24 protein-coding genes are annotated in these 24,788 nt (G+C 55.6%); 8 read left to right on the forward strand and 16 right to left on the reverse strand.

What is annotated here, in order from left to right; all coding sequences use genetic code 11:
* Positions 1 to 2: 2 nt before the first annotated feature.
* Complete coding sequence (locus HMPREF1487_RS17830) at positions 3 to 908, reverse strand: non-homologous end joining protein Ku (RefSeq protein WP_010798089.1); 906 nt, start codon at positions 906 to 908, stop codon at positions 3 to 5.
* A 185-nt stretch (positions 909 to 1,093) separates the two neighbouring features.
* Between HMPREF1487_RS17830 and HMPREF1487_RS17835 the strand changes: the two genes are divergently transcribed.
* From HMPREF1487_RS17835 to nadE, 4 genes are all read left to right on the forward strand, one after another.
* Positions 1,094 to 2,083, forward strand: coding sequence for an XdhC family protein (locus HMPREF1487_RS17835; protein ID WP_010798090.1), 990 nt, complete (start codon positions 1,094 to 1,096; stop codon positions 2,081 to 2,083).
* Between the two features lies 1 nt (position 2,084).
* The gene (locus HMPREF1487_RS17840) at positions 2,085 to 2,747 is read left to right on the forward strand and encodes a nucleotidyltransferase family protein (RefSeq protein WP_051370198.1); all 663 of its coding nucleotides are present in this window, start codon (positions 2,085 to 2,087) and stop codon (positions 2,745 to 2,747) included.
* Between the two features lie 84 nt (positions 2,748 to 2,831).
* Positions 2,832 to 3,335 (forward strand): CinA family protein, encoded by a 504-nt coding sequence (locus tag HMPREF1487_RS17845; RefSeq protein ID WP_010798092.1) that lies wholly within the window; start codon positions 2,832 to 2,834, stop codon positions 3,333 to 3,335.
* 4 nt (positions 3,336 to 3,339) lie between these two features.
* On the forward strand, positions 3,340 to 4,173 hold the full coding sequence (gene nadE / locus HMPREF1487_RS17850) for an ammonia-dependent NAD(+) synthetase (protein WP_010798093.1): 834 nt from the start codon (positions 3,340 to 3,342) through the stop codon (positions 4,171 to 4,173).
* 52 nt (positions 4,174 to 4,225) lie between these two features.
* Here nadE and HMPREF1487_RS17855 read toward each other — a convergent pair whose 3' ends face one another.
* Positions 4,226 to 4,963, reverse strand: coding sequence for a ferritin-like domain-containing protein (locus tag HMPREF1487_RS17855; protein ID WP_010798094.1), 738 nt, complete (start codon positions 4,961 to 4,963; stop codon positions 4,226 to 4,228).
* Between the two features lie 9 nt (positions 4,964 to 4,972).
* Positions 4,973 to 6,139: a hypothetical protein gene (locus HMPREF1487_RS17860; protein WP_037030193.1), complete on the reverse strand. Its 1,167-nt coding sequence runs from the start codon at positions 6,137 to 6,139 to the stop codon at positions 4,973 to 4,975.
* A gap of 556 nt (positions 6,140 to 6,695) precedes the next feature.
* Here HMPREF1487_RS17860 and HMPREF1487_RS17865 point away from each other — a divergent pair.
* Positions 6,696 to 7,202: a ferritin-like domain-containing protein gene (locus HMPREF1487_RS17865; RefSeq protein WP_010798096.1), complete on the forward strand. Its 507-nt coding sequence runs from the start codon at positions 6,696 to 6,698 to the stop codon at positions 7,200 to 7,202.
* Positions 7,203 to 7,255: 53 nt separating this feature from the next.
* Here HMPREF1487_RS17865 and HMPREF1487_RS17870 read toward each other — a convergent pair whose 3' ends face one another.
* The 3 genes from HMPREF1487_RS17870 to HMPREF1487_RS17880 form a co-directional block, all read right to left on the reverse strand.
* Positions 7,256 to 8,239: an NAD(P)/FAD-dependent oxidoreductase gene (locus tag HMPREF1487_RS17870; RefSeq protein ID WP_010798097.1), complete on the reverse strand. Its 984-nt coding sequence runs from the start codon at positions 8,237 to 8,239 to the stop codon at positions 7,256 to 7,258.
* A gap of 127 nt (positions 8,240 to 8,366) precedes the next feature.
* A complete protein-coding gene (locus HMPREF1487_RS17875) occupies positions 8,367 to 9,101 on the reverse strand; it encodes a DUF421 domain-containing protein (protein WP_010798098.1) in 735 nt (244 codons plus the stop codon).
* The gene (locus HMPREF1487_RS17880; RefSeq protein WP_010798099.1) at positions 9,102 to 9,800 is read right to left on the reverse strand and encodes a DUF421 domain-containing protein; all 699 of its coding nucleotides are present in this window, start codon (positions 9,798 to 9,800) and stop codon (positions 9,102 to 9,104) included.
* A gap of 155 nt (positions 9,801 to 9,955) precedes the next feature.
* On the opposite strand from HMPREF1487_RS17880, the gene HMPREF1487_RS17885 reads away from it, so the two are divergent.
* On the forward strand, positions 9,956 to 11,821 hold the full coding sequence (locus HMPREF1487_RS17885; protein ID WP_037030197.1) for a PAS domain-containing sensor histidine kinase: 1,866 nt from the start codon (positions 9,956 to 9,958) through the stop codon (positions 11,819 to 11,821).
* Positions 11,818 to 12,174, forward strand: a complete 357-nt coding sequence (locus tag HMPREF1487_RS17890) for a response regulator (RefSeq protein ID WP_037030199.1) — start codon at positions 11,818 to 11,820, stop codon at positions 12,172 to 12,174. Before HMPREF1487_RS17885 ends, HMPREF1487_RS17890 begins: the two co-directional genes overlap by 4 nt.
* 31 nt (positions 12,175 to 12,205) lie before the next feature.
* On the opposite strand, the gene HMPREF1487_RS17895 is transcribed toward HMPREF1487_RS17890, so the two are convergent.
* The 10 genes from HMPREF1487_RS17895 to HMPREF1487_RS17940 all read right to left on the reverse strand — a co-directional run bounded on the left by HMPREF1487_RS17895 (position 12,206) and on the right by HMPREF1487_RS17940 (position 23,955).
* On the reverse strand, positions 12,206 to 12,880 hold the full coding sequence (locus HMPREF1487_RS17895) for a sulfite oxidase-like oxidoreductase (protein WP_010798102.1): 675 nt from the start codon (positions 12,878 to 12,880) through the stop codon (positions 12,206 to 12,208).
* Between the two features lie 13 nt (positions 12,881 to 12,893).
* Positions 12,894 to 14,063, reverse strand: coding sequence for a zinc-dependent alcohol dehydrogenase (locus HMPREF1487_RS17900; protein WP_010798103.1), 1,170 nt, complete (start codon positions 14,061 to 14,063; stop codon positions 12,894 to 12,896).
* Positions 14,063 to 14,923, reverse strand: a complete 861-nt coding sequence (locus tag HMPREF1487_RS17905) for an SRPBCC family protein (protein ID WP_010798104.1) — start codon at positions 14,921 to 14,923, stop codon at positions 14,063 to 14,065. Before HMPREF1487_RS17905 ends, HMPREF1487_RS17900 begins: the two co-directional genes overlap by 1 nt.
* 135 nt (positions 14,924 to 15,058) lie before the next feature.
* Entirely contained in the window at positions 15,059 to 16,408 is a 1,350-nt protein-coding gene (locus HMPREF1487_RS17910; RefSeq protein WP_010798105.1) for an MFS transporter, read from the reverse strand.
* A gap of 379 nt (positions 16,409 to 16,787) precedes the next feature.
* Complete coding sequence (locus HMPREF1487_RS17915; protein WP_010798106.1) at positions 16,788 to 17,201, reverse strand: response regulator; 414 nt, start codon at positions 17,199 to 17,201, stop codon at positions 16,788 to 16,790.
* Positions 17,202 to 17,474: 273 nt separating this feature from the next.
* Entirely contained in the window at positions 17,475 to 19,295 is a 1,821-nt protein-coding gene (locus HMPREF1487_RS17920; RefSeq protein ID WP_010798107.1) for an IucA/IucC family protein, read from the reverse strand.
* Positions 19,292 to 19,897: a GNAT family N-acetyltransferase gene (locus HMPREF1487_RS17925; protein WP_010798108.1), complete on the reverse strand. Its 606-nt coding sequence runs from the start codon at positions 19,895 to 19,897 to the stop codon at positions 19,292 to 19,294. The genes HMPREF1487_RS17920 and HMPREF1487_RS17925 overlap by 4 nt, the downstream gene beginning before the upstream one ends.
* Position 19,898: 1 nt before the next feature.
* Positions 19,899 to 21,062, reverse strand: a complete 1,164-nt coding sequence (locus HMPREF1487_RS17930) for an MFS transporter (protein ID WP_010798109.1) — start codon at positions 21,060 to 21,062, stop codon at positions 19,899 to 19,901.
* On the reverse strand, positions 21,059 to 22,384 hold the full coding sequence (locus tag HMPREF1487_RS17935; RefSeq protein WP_010798110.1) for a lysine N(6)-hydroxylase/L-ornithine N(5)-oxygenase family protein: 1,326 nt from the start codon (positions 22,382 to 22,384) through the stop codon (positions 21,059 to 21,061). The genes HMPREF1487_RS17930 and HMPREF1487_RS17935 overlap by 4 nt, the downstream gene beginning before the upstream one ends.
* 14 nt (positions 22,385 to 22,398) lie before the next feature.
* Positions 22,399 to 23,955 carry a pyridoxal phosphate-dependent decarboxylase family protein gene (locus HMPREF1487_RS17940; RefSeq protein ID WP_010798111.1) on the reverse strand — a complete coding sequence of 519 codons (1,557 nt, stop codon included), beginning with the start codon at positions 23,953 to 23,955 and terminating at the stop codon, positions 22,399 to 22,401.
* A 641-nt stretch (positions 23,956 to 24,596) separates the two neighbouring features.
* Here HMPREF1487_RS17940 and HMPREF1487_RS17945 point away from each other — a divergent pair.
* Positions 24,597 to 24,779: a hypothetical protein gene (locus HMPREF1487_RS17945; protein WP_010798112.1), complete on the forward strand. Its 183-nt coding sequence runs from the start codon at positions 24,597 to 24,599 to the stop codon at positions 24,777 to 24,779.
* Positions 24,780 to 24,788: the final 9 nt, after the last annotated feature.

Genomic DNA, 24,788 nt, shown 5'->3' on the forward strand with positions numbered 1-24,788 from the left:
CCTTATTTGGCTGATTTACGGCCTTTGGGTGAGGCGGTACCTGACGAACGTCGGGTGGTGCTGGTGCGCTTTGGCTTTGCCTTGGGGGGTTGGGCTTTTTCTTCGTCGCTCTCGGGCGGCGTGCGTGTGCCTCTCAGGCTACGTTTGAGCAGCTCGGTAAGGTCAATGACATCGGCCGTACGTTTGGGTGCTTCCTGTTCAGGCGCTTCAAGCGTTTCGAGCTTGCCCTCACGTACCTTGCGCTCAACCAGCTTCATGACGTTGTCTTCGAAGGTGTCATGGTATTGCTCTGGATCCCACGACTCGGTCATGTCTTCAACCAGGCGCTCGGCCATGTCGATCTCGCGCTTGGACACCTTGGCGTCCAGGTCTTCAAGGCCCACGTCCTCGGCTGAGCGAACCTCGTTGGCCCAGCGCAAGGTGTTGAGCACGAGCGTATCGCCCAAGGGCATGATCACAGCAAGGTGCTGCTTGGTGTGCATCACGACGTTGGCTACGCCAACCTTGCCGGTGCGTTTGAGTGTCTCTCGCAAAAGGATGTATACCTTCTCGCTGTGTTTCTCAGGAGATAGAAAATAGGGCTTTTCGAAGTGCAGGATGGAAATCTCGCTGGCCTCGACAAACGCCAGAATGTCGATCGTCTGGGTGGCTTCCGGCAGGGCGTTGTGAATCTCCTCGTCGCTAAGCACGACATACTCGCCTTTTTCGTGCTCGATACCTTTGACGATGTTTTCCCGGGAGACCTCTTTGCCCGTATTCTTGTTGACGCGCTTGTAGCCCACCGGGTCCATGCTGCGCTTGTCCAGCCAGTCGAAATCGATTCCATGGCTGGAGGTGGCGGATACCAGGGAAACCGGAATATTGACCAATCCAAAACTGACGGCGCCTTTCCAAATCGAACGTGGCATACCGGTTACCTCCAGGTGTGTGCTTTCCAGTTTTGAGTTGGCCGCTGCGTCCGAGGTTCCAAAGCGCCATGACGGACGGGGAACCAGATACGTTTCAAAGGCTCTACCCGTGACTGTCGAGGCAAAGCGCGCCTGCTATACACTGGCAGCGCATGGCCTCCTGGCTTACCGATTGAGTGAATTGAATGGATAGTGTGGATTCGAGCGTGTTGCGCAGCGCCTTGGCTTGGCGTCGGGAAGGGCATCGCGTTGTGTTGTTTACGGTGGTTCAGACCTGGGGAAGCTCCCCGCGTCCACCGGGTGCCATGTTGGCTCTGCGGGACGATGGTCGTGCTGCCGGCTCGGTTTCTGGTGGCTGCATCGAAGATGATCTGATTGCACGCATGCATGATGGCCGGATTCCCGAAACTGGAATAGAACTCATCACCTACGGTGTGACGCAGGAGGAGGCCGCTCGGTTCGGGCTTCCCTGTGGCGGAACGCTGCGTTTGGTGCAGGAGCCTTTAGGTGATCCACAGTGGATTGCCGAACTACTGAGCCGCTGTGACAATCACGAGCTGGTGGCCCGGCAGCTTGAGCTTGGCACCGGAGCCGTTCAGTTATTTCCGGCGCAGGCGGACGACGCCCTGCATTTGGATGGGCAGACCTTGCGTGTCGTCTATGGACCGCGTTGGCGATTGCTGTTGATTGGCGCAGGTCAGCTGTCCCGCTACGTTTCCGAAATGGCTCATATGCTGGATTTCGACGTGTTGATCTGCGATCCGCGGCAGGAATTCAACCACGGCTGGGAGACTTCAAAGGCGCGTTTCGTCCCGGGTATGCCAGACGATGCGGTGCTTTCCATTGTTCCTGATGAGCGGACGGCGATCGTGGCGCTGACTCACGATCCGCGTCTGGATGACATGGCGCTTCTAACCGCGCTCAAGTCCTCGGCTTTCTATGTCGGCGCGCTGGGCTCGTTGGGTAACAGTCGCAAGCGTCGGGAACGCTTGGCCTTGTTTGATTTGAGCGAGGATGAAATCGATCGCTTGCACGGCCCTATTGGCCTGCATATCGGTAGCCATACGCCGGCCGAGATTGCTGTTTCACTGCTGGCCGAAGTGATCGCTGTAAAAAATGGTGTTGCGCTGACGCAAAAGAAACAGCCCAAGCCTGTTGTCGATCAAGTGGCCTGACGTGGCTGATTCGCTGTGCGTGATCGTGATGGCGGCCGGGCAGGGCAGTCGCTTTCGCGCCCAGGCCGGGACTGACAAGCTGCTGGCCAGGTATGAAACTGGGGTAGGCGAGTCGACCCTCGTGCTTCAGCAAACTTTGCGCAACCTCAAGGGTATCGGGCAGCGGCGGGTGGTCGTGACCCGACCGGATAATGGAGAGGTGGCGGCTCTCGCCAGACGCGAAGGCTTTGACGTACTGGCCGTACAAACCCAAGGGATGGGCGAAACACTGGCGCAGGCGATTGCGGCCGAGCCAAATCATCGAGGCTGGTTGATCGCCTTGGGCGACATGCCGTTTGTACAGCCGGAGACGTTCCGCCAGATAGCCGAGGCGGTGTCAGAGGACGTGATTGCCGTGCCGTTCTGCTCTCTAAAGAACAGCGTTTCACCAGCATCCAGTAATTCTCCAGACGGTACTCTGGTGGTCGGCACTCCGGTGGCCGGCAACCCGGTGGCCGGCAATCCGGTGGCGTTTGGCCGTCGTTACTTCAAGGCGTTGTGTGCGCTCACGGGCGACCGTGGCGGGCGAGGGCTGTTTGGGCAAGGTGAGCTACGCTGGGTAGAGTGCAGTGATCCCGGCATCTATCGTGACGTGGATGTGCCTGACGATTTGAAGCGCACCTGACGGTACGTAAGCTCTTTCCAATCGAACTTGCGCGGCGGCTGCCTTTCATAACGGAAATGCGCACTTCGTTTCGTGGGAGCATCCATGAGGTCAGATATCCAACCGGTTCTCGATTATTTGAAAGAGTACGACATGCTGCTGGTGACAGCCGAGTCCTGCACGGCAGGGCGGGTCATTCACCTGCTGTCTGAAATTCCAGGCAGTGGATCCTGTCTTGATGCCGGTTATGTCGTTTATTCTCCTGCTGCCAAGCAGCGTTTGCTGGGCGTTCACCCGTACACGATCGATACGTTCAACCTGACCAGTGAAGAGGTGGCGCGGGAAATGGCCATCGGTGCCCTGCATGACAGTGATGCAGCGGTCGCCATCTCTAACACGGGGCTTGCAGGCCCGGATGGAGTAGATGGAATACCCCCTGGCACCGTATGCTTTGGCTGGGGCTTTCGTTATCAGGGCGAGCTGGTAGTCTTCTCCCGAACCGAGCGGTTCTTTGGTGGCCGGGAGGACGTGCAATTGGCAGCAGCCGTCTACAGTTTGACGAATATTCCATTATTCCATGCACGACTATTACGCGGAGAGAGAGGCTAAACGCATGTCAGACGATTACGAATCCATTCAGCGTGACATTATCAAGGCACTCGAAATACCCACCGAATTCGATGCCCAGCGTGAGGCCGAGCTGCGTATCAAGTTTCTCAAGGATTACCTGATCAGGACCGGCATGGAAGCCTATGTGCTGGGCATTAGCGGAGGGGTAGATTCCTCGACTGCCGGCCGTCTCGCCCAGTTGGCCGTCGAGCAGGCTCGTAGTGAAGGTCACAACGCCCGCTTCATTGCCATGCGGCTGCCCTATGGCGTGCAGAAGGATGAAGAAGATGCCCAGCGCGCATTAGGCTTCATTCAGGCGGACGAGGTGCTGACCGTGAATATCAAGCCGGCTACCGACGGGATGCTGCAGGGCTTGCAGGACAGCAAGCTGGCCTTTCGTGATGAAGGGCAGCAGGATTTCGTTATGGGCAATGTAAAGGCGCGTCAGCGCATGATTGCTCAGTATGCGGTGGCGGGTGCCCGCAAGGGGCTGGTCATCGGGACTGACCATGGTGCTGAAGCACTGATGGGGTTCTACACGAAGTTTGGCGACGGTGCCTGCGACCTGACTCCGCTGCATGGGTTGAACAAGCGCCGTGTACGCATGATTTGCGAATACCTGGGTGCGCCTGACAATCTTGTGCACAAGGTTCCCACGGCGGATCTGGAATCACTGTCGCCCGGTAAGCCGGACGAAGAGGCGTTTGGCATTAGCTACGCCGAAATCGATGATTTCCTTGAAGGCAAGAAGGTCAGTGACCATGCCTATCAGGTTATTTTCAAATACTACAGCGGTTCGCATCATAAGCGAGCCCTACCTGTTACACCGTATTCCTGAGACCAAACAAAAGGCCCGCATTATGCGGGCCTTCTGTTAGGACAATACTCAATCAGCTGAGCTGGGCCTTGAGTTCGTCACTCAACATCGTCTTGATCTTGACGAGGTGCTCTTCCTCATGGCGCATAGGCACCTCGAAGCTGGAAGCAATATTGGGATGGTTCGCCTGGCGAGCCAGCTCGATTAGCAACTCCCATGCAGCATTGTCTGTCAGCTCGATGGTCAGCATGGCATTAAGGCATTGCGCCATGTTGGTTCTGGGATCGGTCAATACCTGGATAATCCCCTGAGCCATGGTGCCAGAGACATGGGCGCAGGGCGTCATGGCAGTAGGGTCCGCACCCAGTGTTTCGATGGACTCACGTAGCAGCTGCATGTGCTCGGCTTCCTGCTGCTGGATAGTCCTGAGCGTTTCCAGCAGTTCCGGACGAGCATCCGGTGCTGCGGCGACCTTGGCAATGAAGGCTTCATACAGACGAACCCCGGTGCGCTCGTAGGCCAGGCGCTCGCCCAGCTTGTCGAGAAGCAATTCAGGGTTTTTACCCATCATTTTGTCCAGGCCGGTTTTCAGTACGCCTTTCACCGAGCCAGGTGGAGGAACGGAGCCGACCTGCTCATCAATAGCTTCATGCTCACGAATGAACTTGACGCGCTCTTCAGTAATGCGCGAGGCATCGCCTGGGGGGATATCCTGGCGGAACTGCTCAGTAGCCTCAATTTGTCTTTTGGTGTCCTCGGGGGACATTTGTGCGCCGGTGCGATTCAACCCCATGGGTGCAGAAGTAGTCATGGCGAGTCCTCAAGGTTTACGGAAGAGTTCGGTGCCGGGTGTCCAGATATAACCTGCCGAGGCCATATCCGAAGGGATACCTTCTGAGTTCAGGTGGTTGCGGTAATCCTGAGAAGCCCTGTCTTCCTGTTCTTTTGGTACGTAATGGATGCCGTGGGCGCGCAGGTCGATTTCTTTCGAAAGGGTCTCGCGTACAAAATCGCGGTTGCGCTTCAAGGGGCGCATTTTGGGCAGCTCGCCAACCAGCACTTCAGCCGGATCGCGACGCTCGTATTTCTTGAACAGGTCACAGGCAAATTCCAGGTGGCCCAGTTCGTAATCCAGGAAGCGCTCCCACAGGGCCTTGATGCGCGGGTTCTCTTCCTGTTCGGCACAACTCGCGTAGGCATACACTTCCATCGCCTCATGAACCAGCCACTTTTCCATGAAGGTTTCGCTGGCATCCATGAGGGACTCATATTGGGTCACATGCTGCTCTTCAACCGAAGCGATTTCCGCATACAGCGCGCGTGCAACCGGATCGGCAAACGTGTTGCCGATATTCATGTAATAATCGTGAGTCTGGTATTCCGAGCTGGTAATCATCGCCGCATGGATCTTAGTGATCAGCTGCGCGGTAGTTTTGTCATAGCTGTCACGTACATCGTCACTGGGATTCCGGTGGTGCTGGCTGGTCGGACGACCCGGAATGATGTCCGTGTACCCTTGCAGGATATTGTTCGGATCCTTGCCCTCCAGTCGGTCATACATGGCCGAGTAGCGATACAGGTGATCGAAGTCTTCCAGAAGTCCGAAGCGGTATGACTGTGCCTGGTAGGGGTCAGGCTCGTTCTGGGCGACTGCCGCCGTAACTTCAATAGCCACCTGCTCGTAGGCAATGGTCGTTTCCAGCGGGGAGTGGTCACCTGAGATCAGCCAGTTGATGGCGGTAGCCTGATGCTGCTCTACGCGGCGGATATGGGCCAGATGAGGTTGCAGCTCCTTGTGGAATCGCGCGCCGATATGCTTGAGCCGAAGGGCCTCGGTTTCAATGCCGTTCATGAGAATGATGCGGATGCGAGTCGTCGCATCGTCATCCAACTTGCTGATCGGCCGAGTGGCCATTTCACGCCAGGTAAACCGCTGCTTATCCAGCGGCGTGCCTTTCATATCCAGAAGTCCAGCAAATGTATCCATCTTGTCCCCCAGGTTTAATCGCTTCGGGAGAGGGTTAATTCCCTTTATCGCCTCGTCAGTAATAGTCACGGTTGCACACAATAGTGGCACCTGAGGATGGACTCTTGAGGCGTCATAGCATTCCTCTTGCCACAAAATAACTGACCAGTGGAATGTACTTTGAGGAAACTTTATTTTTAGATCTGATTAGTCCACTTATGACTCAAGAGTCGACTAGGCTGTTGTATAAATCTTGTATAAATTCAGTCGTCTCGCTATAGACATATGGCGCTTCATTGCTAACAGAGCGCTCTAGAATGGGATTTGAAGGTATTATGTCTGTGGGTATGTATTTTTCAGTCGGTCATAATGCGATGGTTGGCGAGAACTTTGTGAGAAGGGCAGTTGACTAAACAGAAGTGGATAGCGAAGAAACTAAGGCGTTGTGCATTATTTAATACAAGAGTTGTAAAACTTTAAGTAATAACAGCCGCTTATGTATTTCGGATTTAGCCGCGTAAGTTGGAAAGTTCGCTTCGCTTAACTAACTTCTACCCTGACCAAAAGGTGAAGAGACATGACTACTCGTCAAGAACATCTGATCGACTGGCTCAAAGATGCCCATGGCATGGAACAGCAGGCAGACAAAATGCTGAAGGGCCAGCTGGAACGTCTTGAGAATTATCCTAAGCTCTCCGCCCGTATTCAGCAGCACATCGAAGAAACCCAGTCCCAGCTTCAGCTGATCGAAGGCTGCCTGACCCGTCTGGGGACCAGCCCCTCCACCATGAAGGACTTTACCGGTAAGTTCATGGCCATGGGGCAGGCGATGGGCGGCATGTTCATGACTGACGAAGTGGTCAAGGGGTCCATGGCCAGTTATGTCTTTGAGAACGTCGAGATCGCCATGTACACCGTGCTGATCTCTGCCGCCGAAGCGGCTGGCGATCTTGAAACCAAGCGAGTGTGCGAGCAGATCCTGCCGCAGGAAATTGCCATGGCCGAGTGGGTGAGAGAGCATCTGCCGGAAGTCACCATGGCGTTCATGGCGCGCTCCGAAGCCGGTGAAACTGCCAAGAAGTAAGTATTCTGTTGTATCGAGGGCCAACCATACGGTTGGCCCTTTTTGTTGCATGCTTACTGTGTCGGGGCCGCGTTCCGCGCTGTCCAGGGATTGGTCTCAAGACTGTTGTGAATGGCTGTCGAGCAGAGTGCAGCGTGGCCGGTCGCTACGCTGATCTGCTTGAGTGATTTGATGACATCGCCTGCGGCATACAGGCCTGGAATGGAAGTACGCAGGTGTTCATCAACAATTAATGCTCCCGTATCGTCGGCTTCGGCGCCCAGGCGTATGGCCAGCTCGGAACGGACTCTGGAGCCCAAAGACGGGTAAACGATGTCGAACCGATGGATCTCGCCCTTGCAGGTCCTGAGTTCTACCTGCTGGTCTTCCAGCAGGCGGATGCCTTCAACGCGATCACTGATCAGGCGAATGTCATAATGTTCGGCCAGAGCAAACGCTTCCTCACAGGCCTTTGGCTCTCCGTGTACGACAACGGTCACCCGATTCGTAAACGTGCGCAGGAATACAGCGTGTGAGATGGCACATTCTGCCTCGCCATACACCGCCACATTATCACCATTGATCTCGTAGCCATCACAGATTGAGCACAGGCGCACGGAAGATGCTGCAATGGCCTCGTACACACTAGGCATATCGGGCAATTCATCCTTTATACCGGTGGCCAGCAATACGCGACGCGTCAACACGCTCTGGCCATTGAAGAATACTTCGAAACCTTCTGGGCGCTGTTGAATGTCATCGACTCGGGCATTTTCGAAACGAGCACCATAGGTCGTTGCCTGCTCCCGCAAACGCTCCAGCAGACCTTTGCCCGAAATGCCGGGTGGAAAGCCAGGATAGTTATGAGAAAGGGGAATCAAGGCGGCACGACTGGCACCGTCGTCGACGATCAGCGTCTTGCGGTGAAAGCGTGCCAGGTAGATGGCAGCTGTAAGGCCCGCTGGCCCTGCACCCACGATAACGCAATCCAGCTCATCGGCTGCGCTGGCACCCGTAATGGACTCAGGTTGGTCAAATATCTGCTCATAATCTTTCATGATGGGGAGGCCCTGTTGCGTATGGTTAAGATCACACCCAGTAGGGCTGTCGACCACCTATGAGAAGTAGAAGGCTGCGCACGTTTGAAAGTTCTCCACAATTATTATTGTCTGGCGTGCGGTAGGATTACTCCGATGCTTTCTGATCGTCTTCTTTCTCCTGCATCTTTACTCCTAGACGCCTCACAGCGGGTAGCCATTCCTTGTTGCCGCAGCAGTCGCACTCCTGATCTTCAGGCGCAGGGTTGCACTCCGTTACGTGACCGCATCGTGAGCAGGCATAGTGGCTATTGACCTGGATACGCTCACTCATTTCATCGTCTGGCGTTGGCAGCAGCCAGAGTCCATAGTGCGGCGTACGGTATTTAATCAGGCTGAAGTGGCCGGATGACTCCAGGTAGACACGGCGAACCTCGCCCAGATGCTGGATATTCTGCGCGCGCAGCTCCGAGTGAATACGCTCGGGTGAGAGGCGGGCCTTGACCATGTTATCGATGACCAGACGGCCATCCTTGACGAGAATGGTTGAGTCCCCCTGGGTCGCCACTTCTACCGAGCGTCTCTTGAACGAAAGAAACGACAGGCCTCGCTGAAAAATCAGAGCCGTCAGCAAGAGGACCGCAGCAGGCAGGATGCCTTTTTCCGGTGTCTGCAGGGGCACACCAATCGCCGCACCCAGCGTAATCATGACGGCCAGTTCCGAGATGCTGAGTTGAGCGGCGACACGGCGGCCCATCATGCGCATCATCATGAGCAGAAGCAGGTAGATCACACCGGTACGCAGCACCACCTCAATCATGAACGACCACTGCGTATCGCCCAGCAGAATACGGTGCCAATCCCAGGATGTAATGTTCAGCATTCAGTCCTCCAGCTCTACAGCGGCTGGCATCCAGCGCTCAGCCTTACAGTATTCGCAGGCACATTGCGGTTCTTGCTGAGTCTTGAGTGTGTACCCGCAGCTCGTACAGGAAAAATGGTCCCGGCTGGCTACTGCTTCCCGCAACTCGGTGTCGATCTCCGGAATAATAGAAAGCCCAGGGCAGGGCTGGTCAGTCAGTACGATGGAAATGGAGCCGGAAGGCTCGATATAGACGCGGCTGAGCTGGCCCAGGTGCTGAATGTTGCGCATGCGCAGTAGTGCAAAGATTTTTTCCCGAGACAGGACAGTCTTTCGCAAGACATCCAGTTCCAGTCGCCCATTGGTGATGGCAGTCATCACACTGCCCGAGACAGCATGGTTTACCTTGGGATGGCGCATGGTCAGGCGTGCAGTCACTCGTTGGAAGATAATGACGCCTGCCATGATGATCAGAGGCGGTAACATTCCGCGCTCTTGAGACTGTAGTGGTACACCAATCGCACCGGCCAGGGTAACGACTACGGAGAGTTCGAAGAGGGTATATTGGGAGGCCACGCGTCGTCCCAGGAGTCGCATGGCCATCATGATCAGAACATAAGTCAGCCCAGCCCGAATGACTACTTCTATCAGAAACGTCCAAGGTGTTTCGCCGAAAAGTATGCGGTGCCAGTCTGCCAGGGAAAATTGCTTAGCTTGCATAACGGCCTCAACATCAATACGCCATGTTTGAAGCAGAAAATGGCAAATCGGTTCGCTTGCTCCGACGAGGCGGTAACCCTTTGATCGATTAATGACCGTTTGTCGAGGCGGGCATGACGCGCTCAAGGCACAAAACTGTAAAATACCGACCTTTTATGGCCGGCTTGTTGAGCACCTCCTGGATTATGAACTGCACGCTGGAAGCCTCTTCCCTTGATCCCGTTCCTATGCCATCGCTGTCGTCAGATGTCTTGAACGATATGGTGTTCGAGCTTCTACCGGCCGCTGCGTTCGTCTGTGACGCAACGGGCGCCATTGTTCGTTATAACCGCAAGGCAGCAGAATTCTGGGGGCGGGAGCTTGTCCCTGGCGAAACCTACTACATCGGGATCGATCGAATTTTTCATGTCGACGGACGTGTGATGCAACCCGAAGAGTCGCCCATGGCCAGCGTGCTGCGCACCGGTGCTCCGGTGCGCAATCATGAGTTGCGAGTTCAGAGCCTGGCGGGGCAGGAGCATTGGGCACTGATCAATATTTCGCCGATTTTTGACGAGATCGGGCAGATCAAAGGTGCCATCAACTGCTTTCAGGATATTACCGAGCGCAAGGAAAGCGAGCGGAAATTGCAGGAAAGTCAGGCTTTTCTTCAAGCTATCGTTGATGCAACGCCCGAGTGCATCAAGATCGTAACCGAAGACGGCTCGCTGATGCAGATGAACGGGGCCGGCCTTGCCATGATTGAGGCCGACTGCCTTGAAGCGGTACAGGGGGCTTGCGTATTCGATCTCATCGTGCCCGAGCATCGGGAGATATGGATCGCGAATCACCTGCGCGTGTGTAATGGTGAGCAGCTCAGCTGGACCTACGACATCATTGGCTTGGCTGGCTCCTGGGTAAACATGGAAACCCATGCGGTTCCGCTGCGCCTGCCGGATGGTCGTAGAGTTCACTTGGCCGTGACCCATAACATCACCCAGCGGATAAAAGACGAGCAAGCCTTGCGCGAAAGCGAGCGGCATTTGAGTGAGCTGCTCGATGGGCTTGCCGTGGCCGTTTACACCACCGACGCGAAGGGTTACCTGACCTTTTACAACGAAGCCGCAGTGGAGCTTTGGGGCTATCGTCCCCGCTTGGGCCAGGCCCAGTGGTGTGGCTCGTGGAAAATGCAGTGGCCGGATGGTCGTGAGCTGAACCATGATGAATGCTTCATGGCTGAAGTACTTAGCGAAGGTAAGGCCATACAAGGTGGAGAGGGCTTTATTCTGCGGCAGGATGGCTCGCGTGTTCCATTCGCGGCGTACCCGTCCCCCTTGCGTAACGCGCAAGGTGAAATCACTGGCGCCGTCAACATGTGTGTGGATATCAGCCGCCACAAGAAGGCGGAGGCTCAGCAGCGTGAGCTTATCAACGAGTTGAACCACCGGGTGAAAAATACGCTGATGACGGTGCAGTCCATTGCAACCTATAGCCTGCGTAGCGCAAATGCCGAGTCTCGATTCCGCGAAACATTCGATGCCCGTTTGCTGGCCTTGAGCAAGGCCCACGACCTGCTGACCCATGAGCAATGGCAAGGGGCTCAACTCCGAGCGGTAATCGAGCAGGAGATTGCACCTTATACTGAGCAGGAAAAGTCTGACCGCATTGCGCTTTTTGGCAGTGATTATGCGCTTGAGCCTCGAGAAGCACTGGCCTTGGCCATGGTCTTTCATGAACTTATCACCAATGCCGCAAAATACGGTGCACTCTCCGTCCCGGAAGGGCGCTTGCAGCTGGAGTGGTATGTCGGTAAAGATGAACATACGGGGCATGATTGCCTGGAACTCCATTGGCTGGAGCGCGACGGTCCCACTGTCGAGGCTCCCCAGACCAAAGGCTTTGGCTCTCGCCTGATCGATCGCAGCATTACGCGTGAACTGAAAGGGCGCGTCGTAACCACATTCGTACCGCAAGGCCTCGAATGTCACTTATCCATCCCGCTGTTGTGCCTGCAGGTCAGGCCCAAAGGAAGCTTCGTTTGACCACTACCCGTAAACGTGTCCTGCTTGTCGAAGACGAAACACTGATCGCCATGCTGCTGGAAGATATCCTGGATGAGCTTGGCTACGACGTGGCAGGTAGCGCGGCTGATTTTGATGAAGGCATGCGGCTGGCCAGCTCAGAAACCTTCGATCTGGCCATTCTGGATGTAAATGTAGGTGGGCGTGAAATTTTTCCGATTGCCGAGCAGCTGGCCGCGCGCGACATCCCCTTTATGTTCTCTACTGGTTATGGGGCCTACGGGTTGCCGGAAGAGTGGAAAAATCGGCCGGTTCTGGCCAAGCCGTTCAAGCCTGACGATTTGGAAAGGGCATTACAGGGCAACTTCCCTTGATGAAAACAAGAGTGAGTGATGCCTGAAGGCATCACTCATCGTCGGAATAACGTTCTTCCTGCCAGGGATCACCACGATTGTGATACCCGCGCTCTTCCCAATAGCCGGGCACATCGCTGACCCGAAACTGGATTCGCCTGATCCACTTGGCACTTTTCCAGAAGTACAGGTGGGGTACGATCAGGCGTACCGGCCCGCCGTGCTCGGTTGAGAGGGGATTGCCTTCCCAGGAGTGGGCAAGCAGGGCACCCTGAGCTGCGAAATCCTCCAGCGTCAGGTTGGTGGTATACCCGTCGTTGGAGTAGAGCAGTACAAAACGCGCGTCCGGGTGCGGCTGTACACGATCCAGCAGGTCCTGTGTGGTTACGCCCTGCCATTGATTGTCGTAGCGAGACCAGCTGGTTACACAGTGAATATCGCTGACTAATCGAGACTGGGGTTGCGCCATGAAGGCATCCCAGTTCCAATTCTGTGGGTTTTTCACTGCGCCGATTACGTTTAGCTGCCAACGCTCCCGAGTAACGGTGGGCCTGACGCCCAGATCCAGTATGGGCCAGTTCTTGACCAGATGCTGACCGGGCGGTAAACGCTCCTCTTCGGGCCGTGAAATACGGCCTGTCAGATAGCGCCCCTCACTGACCCAGCGCTCTTTGGACTGGGTCAGCTTGGTGGGTTCTGGAGGCTGGTGATCCTTCTCGTCGTCCATGCACAACTCCCATTTACGGCATGAATACCGCGCGCATGCAGTCCTCGGTCTTTTCCTTGAACATGGCATAACCGCGCGGTGAATCTTCCAGACTCATCGGGTGCGTCAGCAGGTAGGACGGATCCAGCTCGCCTTTCTGAATGTGCTCGAACAGCTTATTGGCATACCGCTGGCCTGGCTGCTGGCCGGAACGAACCGTAAGGGCTTTGTTGACGATGGCGCCCATGGGGAATTTGTCCAGGAGGCCGCCGTAAACGCCCACCACGGATACCGTCCCGCCTTTGCGACAGGCCCGAATGGCCTGACGAAGCACAGTACCGCGCTCAGTGTGCAGGTGCATCAGTTGTTTAGTCTTGTCGTATACATAATCCAGCTCGGTGCCGTGTGCTTCCATGCCGACGCAGTCGATGCAGCGGTCTGGCCCGCGCCCACCAGTCAGCTCCAGCAAGGCTTCGTGGACATTCGTGGTTTCGTAATTGATGGTAATCGCCCCGGCCTTCTTCTCAGCCAGTTCAAGGCGAGAGGCGAAGCGGTCGATAGCAATAACCCGCTCGGCACCCATCAGGTAGGCGATGCGAATAGCCATCTGGCCAACACCGCCACAGCCCCAGACGGCGACAGTATCGCCCCGCTGGATATCGGCATTATCGGCGGCAAAATAGCCAGTCGGCGCAGCGTCCGACACAAAGACTGCCTGCTCATTGGTAACGCCGTCGGGCACCTTGAACAGGTTGACGTCGGCAAAGGGCACCCGGATATACGTCGCATGGCTTCCGGCATATCCGCCAAAGGCATGGCTGTAACCAATAATGCCGCAGCACGGTTGGCCGTAGGCCAGATCTGTCGTTTCCGGGTTCGGGTTGGAGTTGTCGCAGCAGGAAAAATCGCTACGCTGACAGTGTTCGCAGTTGCCGCACCCTATGATGGAAATGGTAACAACGCGATCACCCTTCTTGAATTGGCTAATGCCGGAGCCAACTTCAACTACCTCACCCATGAATTCATGGCCGATGATGTCTCCCGGCTTCATGGCCGGCACGTAACCGCCCAGCAGGTGAAGGTCGGAGCCGCATACCGATGACATGGTGACGCGAAGAATGACATCGCGTGGATTAACGATTTCCGGGTCCGGTACGGTTTCTACTTGAAGAACGTTAGGGGCTTGCCAGGTGAGCGCGCGCATCAGTAAGCCCCTCCCTGACGAGTCTCATCGGTATGTGACGCGATGGTGCGCGGCTCGCTGATCACTTCGCCTTCCAACGGTACGGTTGCTGACACTTCATCCACCGGGACCCGTTCAACAGCACCTGTTCTCATGAGGCTGTTGGTAATCTCGCCGGTCTCCAGGAGCTGCTTCAGGCGACGCAAATCAAGATTAAGCTCACGTCCCGAGAATTGGCTGATCAGACTGGCTGCGGCATAACCCACCCGGCCGGCTGGCGGTTCGCACGCCAAAACGACCTGTAACTCCGTTCCCATGCCGTTAGGGGCATCTCTGAAGGTGAGGGTGGCTTTATGCTGAAGGTATGCTGTGGATTCGGTGCTCCAGACAATACGTTCCTGCGCAATCTCTTCCTCCAGGAACGCATTCCACTCTACTGTCCGATTCTGTGGGCCTACCGCAACCCAGCGATAGTGAGTGGCGTCCATCTGCTGGACGCGTTCGAGGCGACGCAGGAAGAGGGGGAGATTTTCAATGCTGCGTACGAAGTCGTAGACCTCGGCACGAGGCTTGCCAATGGTAATCGTGCGGGAAATCGCTTCGGCATTGGTCCAGCCGTACTCTTCCTGCAGAAGCGATTCGTATGGCGTAGGCGTAAGCGCTGCCTTGGCCTTGCAACGACCAGTGACGCCACGGGCTGTTACCAGTGCGCCCAAGGCCATTTGTGCCAGCCCCAGAAGACCGCCACGGCGAAGGCCGCCTGCCAGGAGTAAGCCACCACCTACAAGGGAAAGGGTGCGCTCGGTTCCCTGTACATTAGGCTCATTGAGTGACTGCTGGGATTTGCGTGTGGCCATTAGTGGTTCATGCAGGGCTTTCATCGTGTGTTATCTCCATATAGAACCAATCGGTATCTAAAGGGGACTCCACTGCGAGACGTCCTGTTCCCTGGTCGTTACAAAGGCTGACAAACGTTCAGGCGATGGACAGGTTTGCCGCCTGACGCTGAAAGCGTCTCAGGTGGTTATGCTGGTCAAGGAAGCCGTCTCCGCAGCGGGCACACGCCCGGTTACCTCGCTCAGTTCAACCTTTGACGTCTCGGGTAGCAGCAGACCTCCGATCAACGCCATTACGGATATCGCGATGAGATAGAACGCTGGTGCCAGGTTGCTACCGCTCTGTGCAATCAAATAGGTTGCCATGAGAGGCGCAGTACCGCCGAAAACGGTATAAGCCATGTTGTAGGTAATGGCTGAGGCGGTGTAACGCGTCCGGGTGGGGAAGACTTCTGACAGCAGTGCAGCGGTAACGACACCGGACAGTACCGCTCCGACGGCCAACAGCAGTACACCCAGAACCGACAGCAGCAGGTTACCTGAGTTGGCCATCCAGAACGACGGATAGACCACAACGATCAGTAAGGTACAGGTTGTAAATACTGTAGCCTTGCGCCCGACCCTGTCTGAAAAGAGACCTGCGAATGGGCATAGCATGGCTGCAAAAACCAGGGCAATGACGGTAACCAGAAGGGCGGAGGCGCGATCAAGCCCACCGGCTACCTGCAGGTAAGTCGCAAAGTAGGTTGTGAACATGTAGAAGGACAGGGCCGTTACGGAAATAAACGCGCCCAGCCGACAGATAGCTCCGCCATTGGACTTTAGCGTTTCACGCAGTGGCGCATGTGCTACTGCGTGTTGAGCCTCGACAGACTGGAACGCCGGGGTCTCGCCTAGCCGCAACCTCAAATATAGGCCTACGAGGCCCAGAGGCGCTGCAATAAGAAAGGGTATACGCCAGCCCCAGCTGGCCATGGCGTCTTTGGTAAGCGTAGCATCCAGACCGTAGGCCAATACGGCTGCACAGGCAAAGGCCGAGAACGTCGATACGGGTACGAAACTTCCGTACGTGGCGCGTTTTTCCCGTGGTGCATGCTCCATGACATAGGCGCAGGCACCAGCGTATTCGCCTCCGGCCGAGAATCCCTGGACGCATCGGATAACGGTCAGCAGTAGCGGAGCGGCCATGCCTATGGCGGCATAGGTAGGTAACAGGCCTATCAGCGTCGTGGCACCGGCCATCATCAGGATTGTCAGGGCCAGTATCTTCTTGCGGCCGATCCGATCGCCCAGCATGCCGAAAACGATGCCGCCCAATGGCCGGAAGGCAAAGGCGACGGCGAATACGGCAAAGGTCTTGAGCAAAGCGGCTTTCGCGTCGCCGCTGGGAAAGAATTGCTCGGCAATGATCGTTGCAAGAAAGCCATAGATGGCAAAGTCGAACCACTCGACGAAATTACCGATCGAGGCGGCGGCAATGACTTTTCGCAACGTATGGGTGTCGACGGAACCGGATGCTGCCTGGGTCATGATCACGCTCCAGAGGAAAGGGATTCGCAACGGGCAGGAAAGAGCAGGCGCACGGATTATTAGGATAGTGAGGATAGGTGGCCTGGTGGTATCAAACGCTACCGTTCTGAACTGTAAAGGCGGTTTCCCAGGCACAGTGGTCTGCCACCGACCCTTACTATTGAGCAGGCGACATGTGGGTGGCAGTGTCTCTCATCATGGCGGTCTGCTCGGAAAGGTAATGTCGACCGGCACTGTCATAGCGTGTCACTTCCACAAGTAGTGGAAGTTCGTCTTGCTCGGAAAGAGGAAGGGTAGGCAAGGGCAAGACTGCGCGCTTGGTCTCTTTAACGGGCGCTCAAAACAAGCGAATTAGTCCTACTGTGGCCATAGGCTTTATTCAAAGACTGACGGATGTTTTATTTAGCATCTGGATAATGGCTTTTTTCATTTGCACCAGATCCCATGGTTTCTGCAGATAAAGCATGCCGTCTGGTAGCTCAGGAATGGTCTCCAGATCACGTCCGGTGGTTACAATGACCGAAAGACCTGGCCAGCGTGCGCCAACCATGGTTGCCAGCTCGGCGCCCTTGATCTGCCCAGGCACTAGATGATCGGTGACGACCAGAGAGGGCTTTTCACCTGCACTGAGCATATAAACCAACGCATCATCAGCCGTCTCGAAGCTGCTGACACGACCGCCCAGTTCTTCCACGAAGCCCGATAAGATACTTTGCAGAAGTGGATCATCTTCAATCAAGACAAGCCAGTGGCCTTCAAGCAAAGCTTTAGGCTCTTCGATAACACCATTCATAACTTTGCCAGCCCAGATCAGACGCGCTTAATGCGCAATCTCTTATTTTCTCAAATTTCAGGACGCTTCGCTTTATGGGTGGACGAACGTACACCTGTAAGTTACTTGATCCAATTAACACAACGCGACATCAGTAGTGATGCAGAAGGTGTTACACCCTAAGCGCACTGCGTGAAGATGCCATTAACAAGTGCAACGTCTGGCTGTTTCTACGGTTTCCCATCCTGTCCGCTCCGGCTGTCTATGCAGGCGGCCGGAGCGGAGTTATTCACGTTAACGCTTGAATGGTGCGATCGGATTGATCAAGGTTCCGGCAAGCTTCAGGTTTCCAGCCGGATCTGCCAGATTGACCATTTGTTGGTTGTTGCCCAATTGAAGACGGTTCAGGCAGGAGCGGATGAACTCGGGCGCAAACAGGTCGTATCGGGCAAATTTCTCGGCATATTGAGGATGGCTCTGCTGATAGGTGCTGACGCACTCGGCTACCAGCGACCAGAAACGGTCCTCAGAGTAGTCGGCTTTTTCCACCAGAATGGCGCTCATGTAGCGGAAGAAGCAGTCGAACACGTCGGTGAAGAGCGACAGGATTTTCAGCTCTTCGGGTACAGAGACCGCCAATCGCTTGATCTTTTCCGGCAGCTTGGCATCAGGGTTCAGCACGGCGATCTCTTCCGCAATGTCTTTCATGATTGCCCGCGACGGAACGTTGTTATCCAGCACCAGAATCAGGTTCTCCCCGTGAGGCATGTACACCAGATCGTGAGCATAGAAACAGTGCAGCAGGGGCGTCAGGTAGGCGTTGAGATAACGGCGCAACCAGGTGTCCGTATCTATGCCGGAGGAGGCAATCAGCGCCGTGAGGAGCGAGTCTCCCTGGGCGTCCAGATGCAGCAGCGAGGCCATCGTCATCAGGCGCTGCCCCGATTTTAACTGAGGGACCGGGCTTTCCCGCCAGAGGGCAGAGAGCATCTTCTTATAGGGCGTATCGTTAACCAGCGCTGTTTCATAATAGTGGTTTCGATAGCCTACCGCGGCGACTTCGCGCAGGATGCTGAAGCCGTTTTCCGTCAGGAATGGATCATTGTCAATTAGCGCTTTCAGCCATTCGTTAATGGCTGGGGTCGCCAGCATGTAGTAGGGCGACAGACCCCGCATAAAACCCATGTTAAGAATGGACAGGGCCGTCTTCACGTAGCGCTTTTCAGGGTGGCTGGTGTTGAAGAAGGTACGAATGGATTGCTGTGCAAGATAGCTGTCCTCTCCGTAACCCAGGCAGACAATATTCCGATTGGCAACGTCTGCTGAGAACGCCATGGAAAGCTTGTTGAACCACTGCCACGGGTGGGCAGGCATGAAGAGATAATCGTCCGGATCCAGGCCTTGCTCGGTGAGCTGGGCCGTGAAATCGGTGATTGTCGCTGTGCCAAGCTCCTCTTCTAGAAGCTGCTCATAGGTCAGGTCTGACAGTGACGAGAATGTTGCCTTGGTCTTACGCACAGCCAGCCAGATCAGCTGGATGGGCGAGGCGGCTTCGGGTGCATAGGCCCGGTAATCATTGGCGTCAAAGCCCATACGGCCGTTATTTGCGACGAACCCGGGGTGGCCTTCCATCATGCCTGTTTCTACAGCTTGGAAATCGGCACGGGTGAGCTCTTCGGCGGTTAGCCCCGGCTTGGCATGTTTGTAGGCGCTGCCATATAAGGTGCTACTGATCTCGTCCAGGTACACCGGCATCATGCTTTCCTGAATACCGAGGTGCTCCTTGAATTCAATAATGAACTCTAGCGCATCCAGCGGTACGGCCTGGCCATCCCTGGTCTTCTCGATAGAGGCGGTGTCGATCAGCCAGTGATCCAGCGCGAGCTTGCGAGCGCGAAAGCGGTATTCCAGCGTTGTATGTCCGTTATCCAGGCGATAGTGATCCCAGCCATTTCCGGATGTGGTCAGCACCGGCTCAATGAGCTTTTCATGGGCGAATTCCGCCAGCGCTTTACGTACAAGCAGCCGATTGACCTTACTCCAGCGTTCAGGTGTGAGATGCAGTGCAGCGTGCCCGGGCGTGGCAGCGGGCAGGGCGGTAATCATCTGGTTCATGGGCGGTTCTCCATTACAAGGCTGGCGGCGTAGTGTTCGCGAGTGCAGAAGGCGAGGTGGGCAGTTTTTTCGCCCAGTTGAATGACACGGTCGTACTCGAAACCGACACGCTGATTGAGCACGTGGATCTTGTCGTTACGGACATCGGGCTCGACGACGACGCGGCGGGCAAAGGGATCGCTGAAAATGAATTCCATGATGGTTCGCATCACGGCCAGGGTGAAGCCTGAAACAGGTTTCTCGCAGGGCGCGACGAGAAAATGCATGCCCCGGTCACCGGGCTTCACGTCGTAGTGCTGGCCTACCGGGTCATGAAGCGGCATATAGCATTCGACCAGGAAAGCCGGTGCGCCATCATGTAAACCCAGGTAGGCGTTGGCATGAGGAGAGGCCATGAGGTTGCGGTAGAATGCTTCCACTTCTGCCTGGGTCGCATTCTGCATCCCCCAGAAGCGTGCATAATCGCGAGTCAGCCAATCATGTAGTCGCGCCGTATCCTCTGGCAGGCTGAGTGGACGCAGGCTGAAGTGGCCGAGTCCATGCTGTGGCTTGCTGAAGCACGGGCGGGTATCGATGGGTGTTTGCAAGGCAATGGCAGTCATATCAGACCCCCTTGTCGATAACAGGTGTTGTCGTGGGCTGGGCCGTGCGGACCAGCAGCGGATAGGCAAGGGCGGTCAGGGCAAAGCCCGCCGCGCCGATCAGAAAGGGCACAGTCAGGCCAAACGTGCTGACCAGGGACCCCGCCGCAAAGGACGAGCCCACTACGCCGAGTTGTTGAAAGAAATTGATCTTGCTGAAGTCAGCGGCATACGCATCGGGCGTGCTCAGCTCGAAGAGCAGGGCATCCAGCCGTACCGTGACCTGGAACATGGCCCAGCCATACAGGCAGCGGCCAGTCAGGATCAGGGCGGTCTGCTCACCAGCTTGAAGCAGCAGGCCGCACACACCCAGCAGCAGCGCACCGCTCAGGGCCTGCTGTCGGCTGCCGGTACGCCGGTTCAGCCAGAGTCCGAGCAGGGCCATGCCACCAGGAATGGCATACACCAGTCCGGTCAGGGCGGCGTGGTCCAACTGAGCGACCTGCTCCCAGTACACCGTAAAGAAAGGCTTTACCAGGTAACCGCTGAAATAGAACAGCAGCATCAGCAGGCAGAGCCGGTAGATAGGCCATGCCTTGCCGGTACGGTGCGTAATGGCTTGTTCCGGCTTGGCATGGGGTGGTTCCCGCCGTAGCAGGCGCAGGCAGATCGCCATTTGCAGAAAATCCCCCGCGGCCATCACCACAAAGACATCTCGTGGCTCCAGTACCTGAAGGACCAGGCCGCCCACCACGGCGCCGAGGATGGCGCCGAAGTGAACGACAACCGACAGCATGCCGATGGTATGGGTATGGTTCCTGGAGTCCTCCAGGCTCATCACGTAGGGGTACATGAGCAGGTAGCTGCCCTTGAATACGATCATCCCCAGCGAGACAAGCCAGAACTCCAGGAGCGCCGATGCCCAATAGCAGTACAGGCACAGCAACCCGGCGGCGAGCTGCGTCCAGATCAGCAGCCGGATCGGGTGCACCCGCCGCGCCACGCGCGCCCAGAGGGGCAGCGCGAGCATGACCGTAAAGCAGATGGCGGCCAGATAGGCCCCCACATGCTCCGGCCGCGTTTCACCAAAACGGCTGGCAAAGTACTGCGGATAGAACGGAATCAGCATGGTGTCGCTGATGACGGCAAGGGCCGTCATGGCGATCAACGAGGTACGCAGCGTCATGTCTTGGCCGGCTCCGGCTGGAGCAGTGTCGAAGAGGGCGCCGTGAACTGCTGGAAGGCGATCTTGCGTTCGACGGGGTAATGTTCGCGGCCGAGCATCTCGCGAATGATATAGGCGTTGCGGTAGCACGCCATGCCCAGGTCGGGCGTTACCAGGCCATGCGTATGAAGCTCGGCGTTCTGGACGAAGATCTCCTGGCCGGCGGTATCAATCGTATAGTTTCGATTGACGGCGAAGCGGCCACGCTCATCGAAGCGCAGGCGTGAGCGTAACCCTTGAAGGAAAGGAGGGGTTCTGTAGCAATACCCAGTAGATAATACCAGCCCATCAGTCTGAAGCGTATAGCGGCTCTCCTGTTCCTCCTGAAACAAGGTAAGCGTAAAGGTGCCGGTACGCTCATCGTAGCGGCAGTCCTGCAGCTCCGTGTTGGTAAGCAGGTTGGTCCTGACCGGACCGCATAAGCTCTTGTTGTACAGCAGGTCGTAGATGTCATTGATCAGGGCACTGTTGATCCCCTTGTAGAGCCCCTTCTGACTGCGCATCAACGCGTCACGCTTGTGGGTAGGCAGCTGATGGAAGTAGTCGATGTACTCGGGCGATGTCATCTCCAGGGTCAGCTTGCTGTATTCCAGCGGGAAGAAGCGAGGCGAGCGGGTGATCCAGTTCAGGGTGTACTCGCGCGTGTCGATTTCCTGCAAGAGGTCATAGTAGATCTCCGCCGCGCTCTGACCGCTGCCGATCAGCGTAATGGTACTTTTTGCCTGTAGAGCCTGTTTGTCGGTCAGGTAGGTCGACGTGTGGGACAAGTGGCTGCTGGCGTCCTGGCAGCAGTCAGGGATATAGGGTGACGTGCCAGTTCCCAGGACCAGACGGCGCGCCTGATAAACCAGGCGTTCTCCTGTTTTGGTGCAGGTACAGTTCACCGTATAGAGGCCGGTTGCCGGATCATGGTCGATACGTTCGACGTATCGGTTGAACTCGATATTGGGCAGCCGATCGATGACCCATTGGCAGTACTGGTTGTACTCGCGACGCATCAGGAAGAAGTCTTCCTTGATGTAGAACGCATAGATGCGGCCTGTGGATTTAAGATAATTCAGGAAGCTGAACGGGCTGGTCGGGTCCGCCAGGGTGACCAGATCGGCCAGGAAGGGCGTCTGCAGGGTTGCAGATTCCAGCATCATGCCGGGATGCCAATCGAAGCACTCGTTCTTGTCGAGAAACAACCCATTGAGCTCGTCGATGGGAGCAGTCAGACACGCCAGACCCAGGTTGAAGGGGCCAACACCAATCGCGATGAAATCGTAGGTTGAAGCCGTCATGGTGGTTCTCCAGATCAGCACGTGGCCAGGGCAGATTGTTGGTTAACGTAACGGGCACCTTCATGCTTGATGGCGTCGAGAATGCCTCGCAGGTCGTCCAGGGTGGTCATGGGGTTGAGCAGGGTGAACTTGAGGTACTGTTGGCCGCCTACCTTGGTGCCCGCGACGATGGCGCGTCCGCTACGAGACAGCGCTTTGCGAATGGCTGCATTGGTCGCATCGATCTGCTCGGCACTCAGCGGCTCCTCGGGGATATAGCGGAAGACCAGGGTGCTCAGTTCAGGAACATGGGCAATGTCGAAGCGTGGGTCACGCTCGATAAGCGGATAGGTTGCGCGAGTCAAGTCGATTACGTGATCAAACAAGCTACCCAAGGCATTCGCACCCATGGTGCGCAACGTCATCCAGAGCTTGAGCGCATCAAAGCGGCGTGTAGTCTGAATGCTCTTGTTAACGAGGTTGGGTGTGCCTTCCTGGGTCTGGCTCTTGGGGTTCAGATAATCGGCATGGCAGGTGACATGGCCCAGCTCTCGACGATCCCGTACCAGAAACGCACTGCAACTGACCGGCTGGAAGAATGATTTGTGGTAATCGATAGTGACCGAGTCGGCATGTTCGATACCGGTCAGACGGTTACGGTATTTAGGCGAAATCAGCAGTCCGCCACCGTAGGCGGCATCGACATGCATCCAGATTTTTTTCTCGCGACAGATTGCCGCGATGTCTTCCAATGGATCGATGCTGCCGAAATCCGTAGTACCGGCAGTAGCCACTACCGCCATCGGAATCAGCCCTTCGGCTTCGCATTCTTCCAGCACGCGGCGCAGATCGCTCAAGTCCATTTTCTTGCGCGCATCGCTGCGTACCGGTATCACGGCGTCATAGCCCAGGCCCAGGATGGCCGCGGATTTCTGTACGCTGAAATGACTGACCTCGGATGACAGGATGCGCAGGCGTTTGAAATCGGTCGGCAAGCCTTGCGTCTTGTTGCTGGCGTGACCGGGCTGACGGTTGCACACATGATCACGTGCCAGCAGCATGGCCATCAGGTTGGACTGAGTACCACCACTGGTGAATACCCCATCGGCTTCGCTGCCCAGACCGATACGCTCAGCCGTCCAGTCAATCAACTTTTGTTCGATATACGTGCCGCCGGCACTTTGATCCCATGTATCCAGTGAGGAATTGATAGAAGAAAGTACCAGTTCGGCAAGAATAGCCGGAATAACAATAGGACAATTAAGATGAGCAACATAGTGAGGATGATGGAAGTAAACAGCATCTTTCAGGTACAACGCTTTTAATTCTTCCAGTGCCTCGTTGAAGTTACCCAGTTTTTCATCCAGATTCACTTCGTCAAACTGCCGCTTTAGTTCATGCGGCAATATGCCGGTATAAGGCTTATTGATACCGAGCAATGTTTCCTTTATACATTCAGCCCCTTGAACCATAAGGCTTTCATAGGCCTGCGCATTCTTTTCGTTGAAAAGATGCGAAGTCGCCTGATCATCCTGTAGGCGAGCGGAAGGGTATGCAGTAATGGCCGCATACGAATGCAATGGATTATTCACGAATGGAACCTCGGCAATTGATTAAACAATTCTGCAATAACCCAACATGTTGTCGGGATATATGCCTCGCCGGGCTCTCACGGTAGTTTGATATTAATAGTTAGCTATATGCCATTATCAAACGGCTTAGCCTTTATAATTTAAAAGCAGTGATAACGCATTAAAAGTAAGTGTTCATTACTATCGCAAAGCCCATTCAGAGTAGACCCTGTGTTGAATGAAAATCAATATCATTTAACACAATGCAGGTTATGAAGTGTGATGCACTTCGCTTAATGGTGCGCTCTTTTGGTGCTGTGGCGCGGTGATATTAGAAAAAAACGGATCGATGATGGAGCGAAACAAACACAACAGCGCTAACTTGGCCAGTCGCCTTGAGTTTACTCACATGGGCCAGCAGCGAGATTCGTGCGGAGCTGCCAAGGCCGAGGATCAATAGGAAAACCCGTCCAGTGACGGTTAAGGCACGACGGTTGCCTGTACCAGACTGAGCATAAACCTGTTGTATGAACAAAAAGGTCGTTGCTGTGATTGAAGCGAATTGCCAAGGAATATTTGGGTCCCATTAAAAGGGCGCCCAATTGCATGTACTGAGGGCGTGACGATAACGAATTCACCGTCCTGAGAAAGGGAGCGCACTCATGCAAGAGAAAGTCGTCAGCAGTTCCAATGGTTACTACGTGTTCGAGTGTGCAGATGCGACTGGCGGCAGCTGTTATGAAATCAGAATGGGCACACGCTGCGTCAAGCGCGTCGGCAGCCTCGACGAGGCCAAGCGATTCATCCAGTTCGCTTATGCAGAAGAAGAAAACTATCAGGACTAGCACCTTCGT

The organism is Pseudomonas sp. HPB0071 (assembly GCF_000478505.2).
GTDB classification, from domain to species: domain Bacteria; phylum Pseudomonadota; class Gammaproteobacteria; order Pseudomonadales; family Pseudomonadaceae; genus Chryseomonas; species Chryseomonas luteola.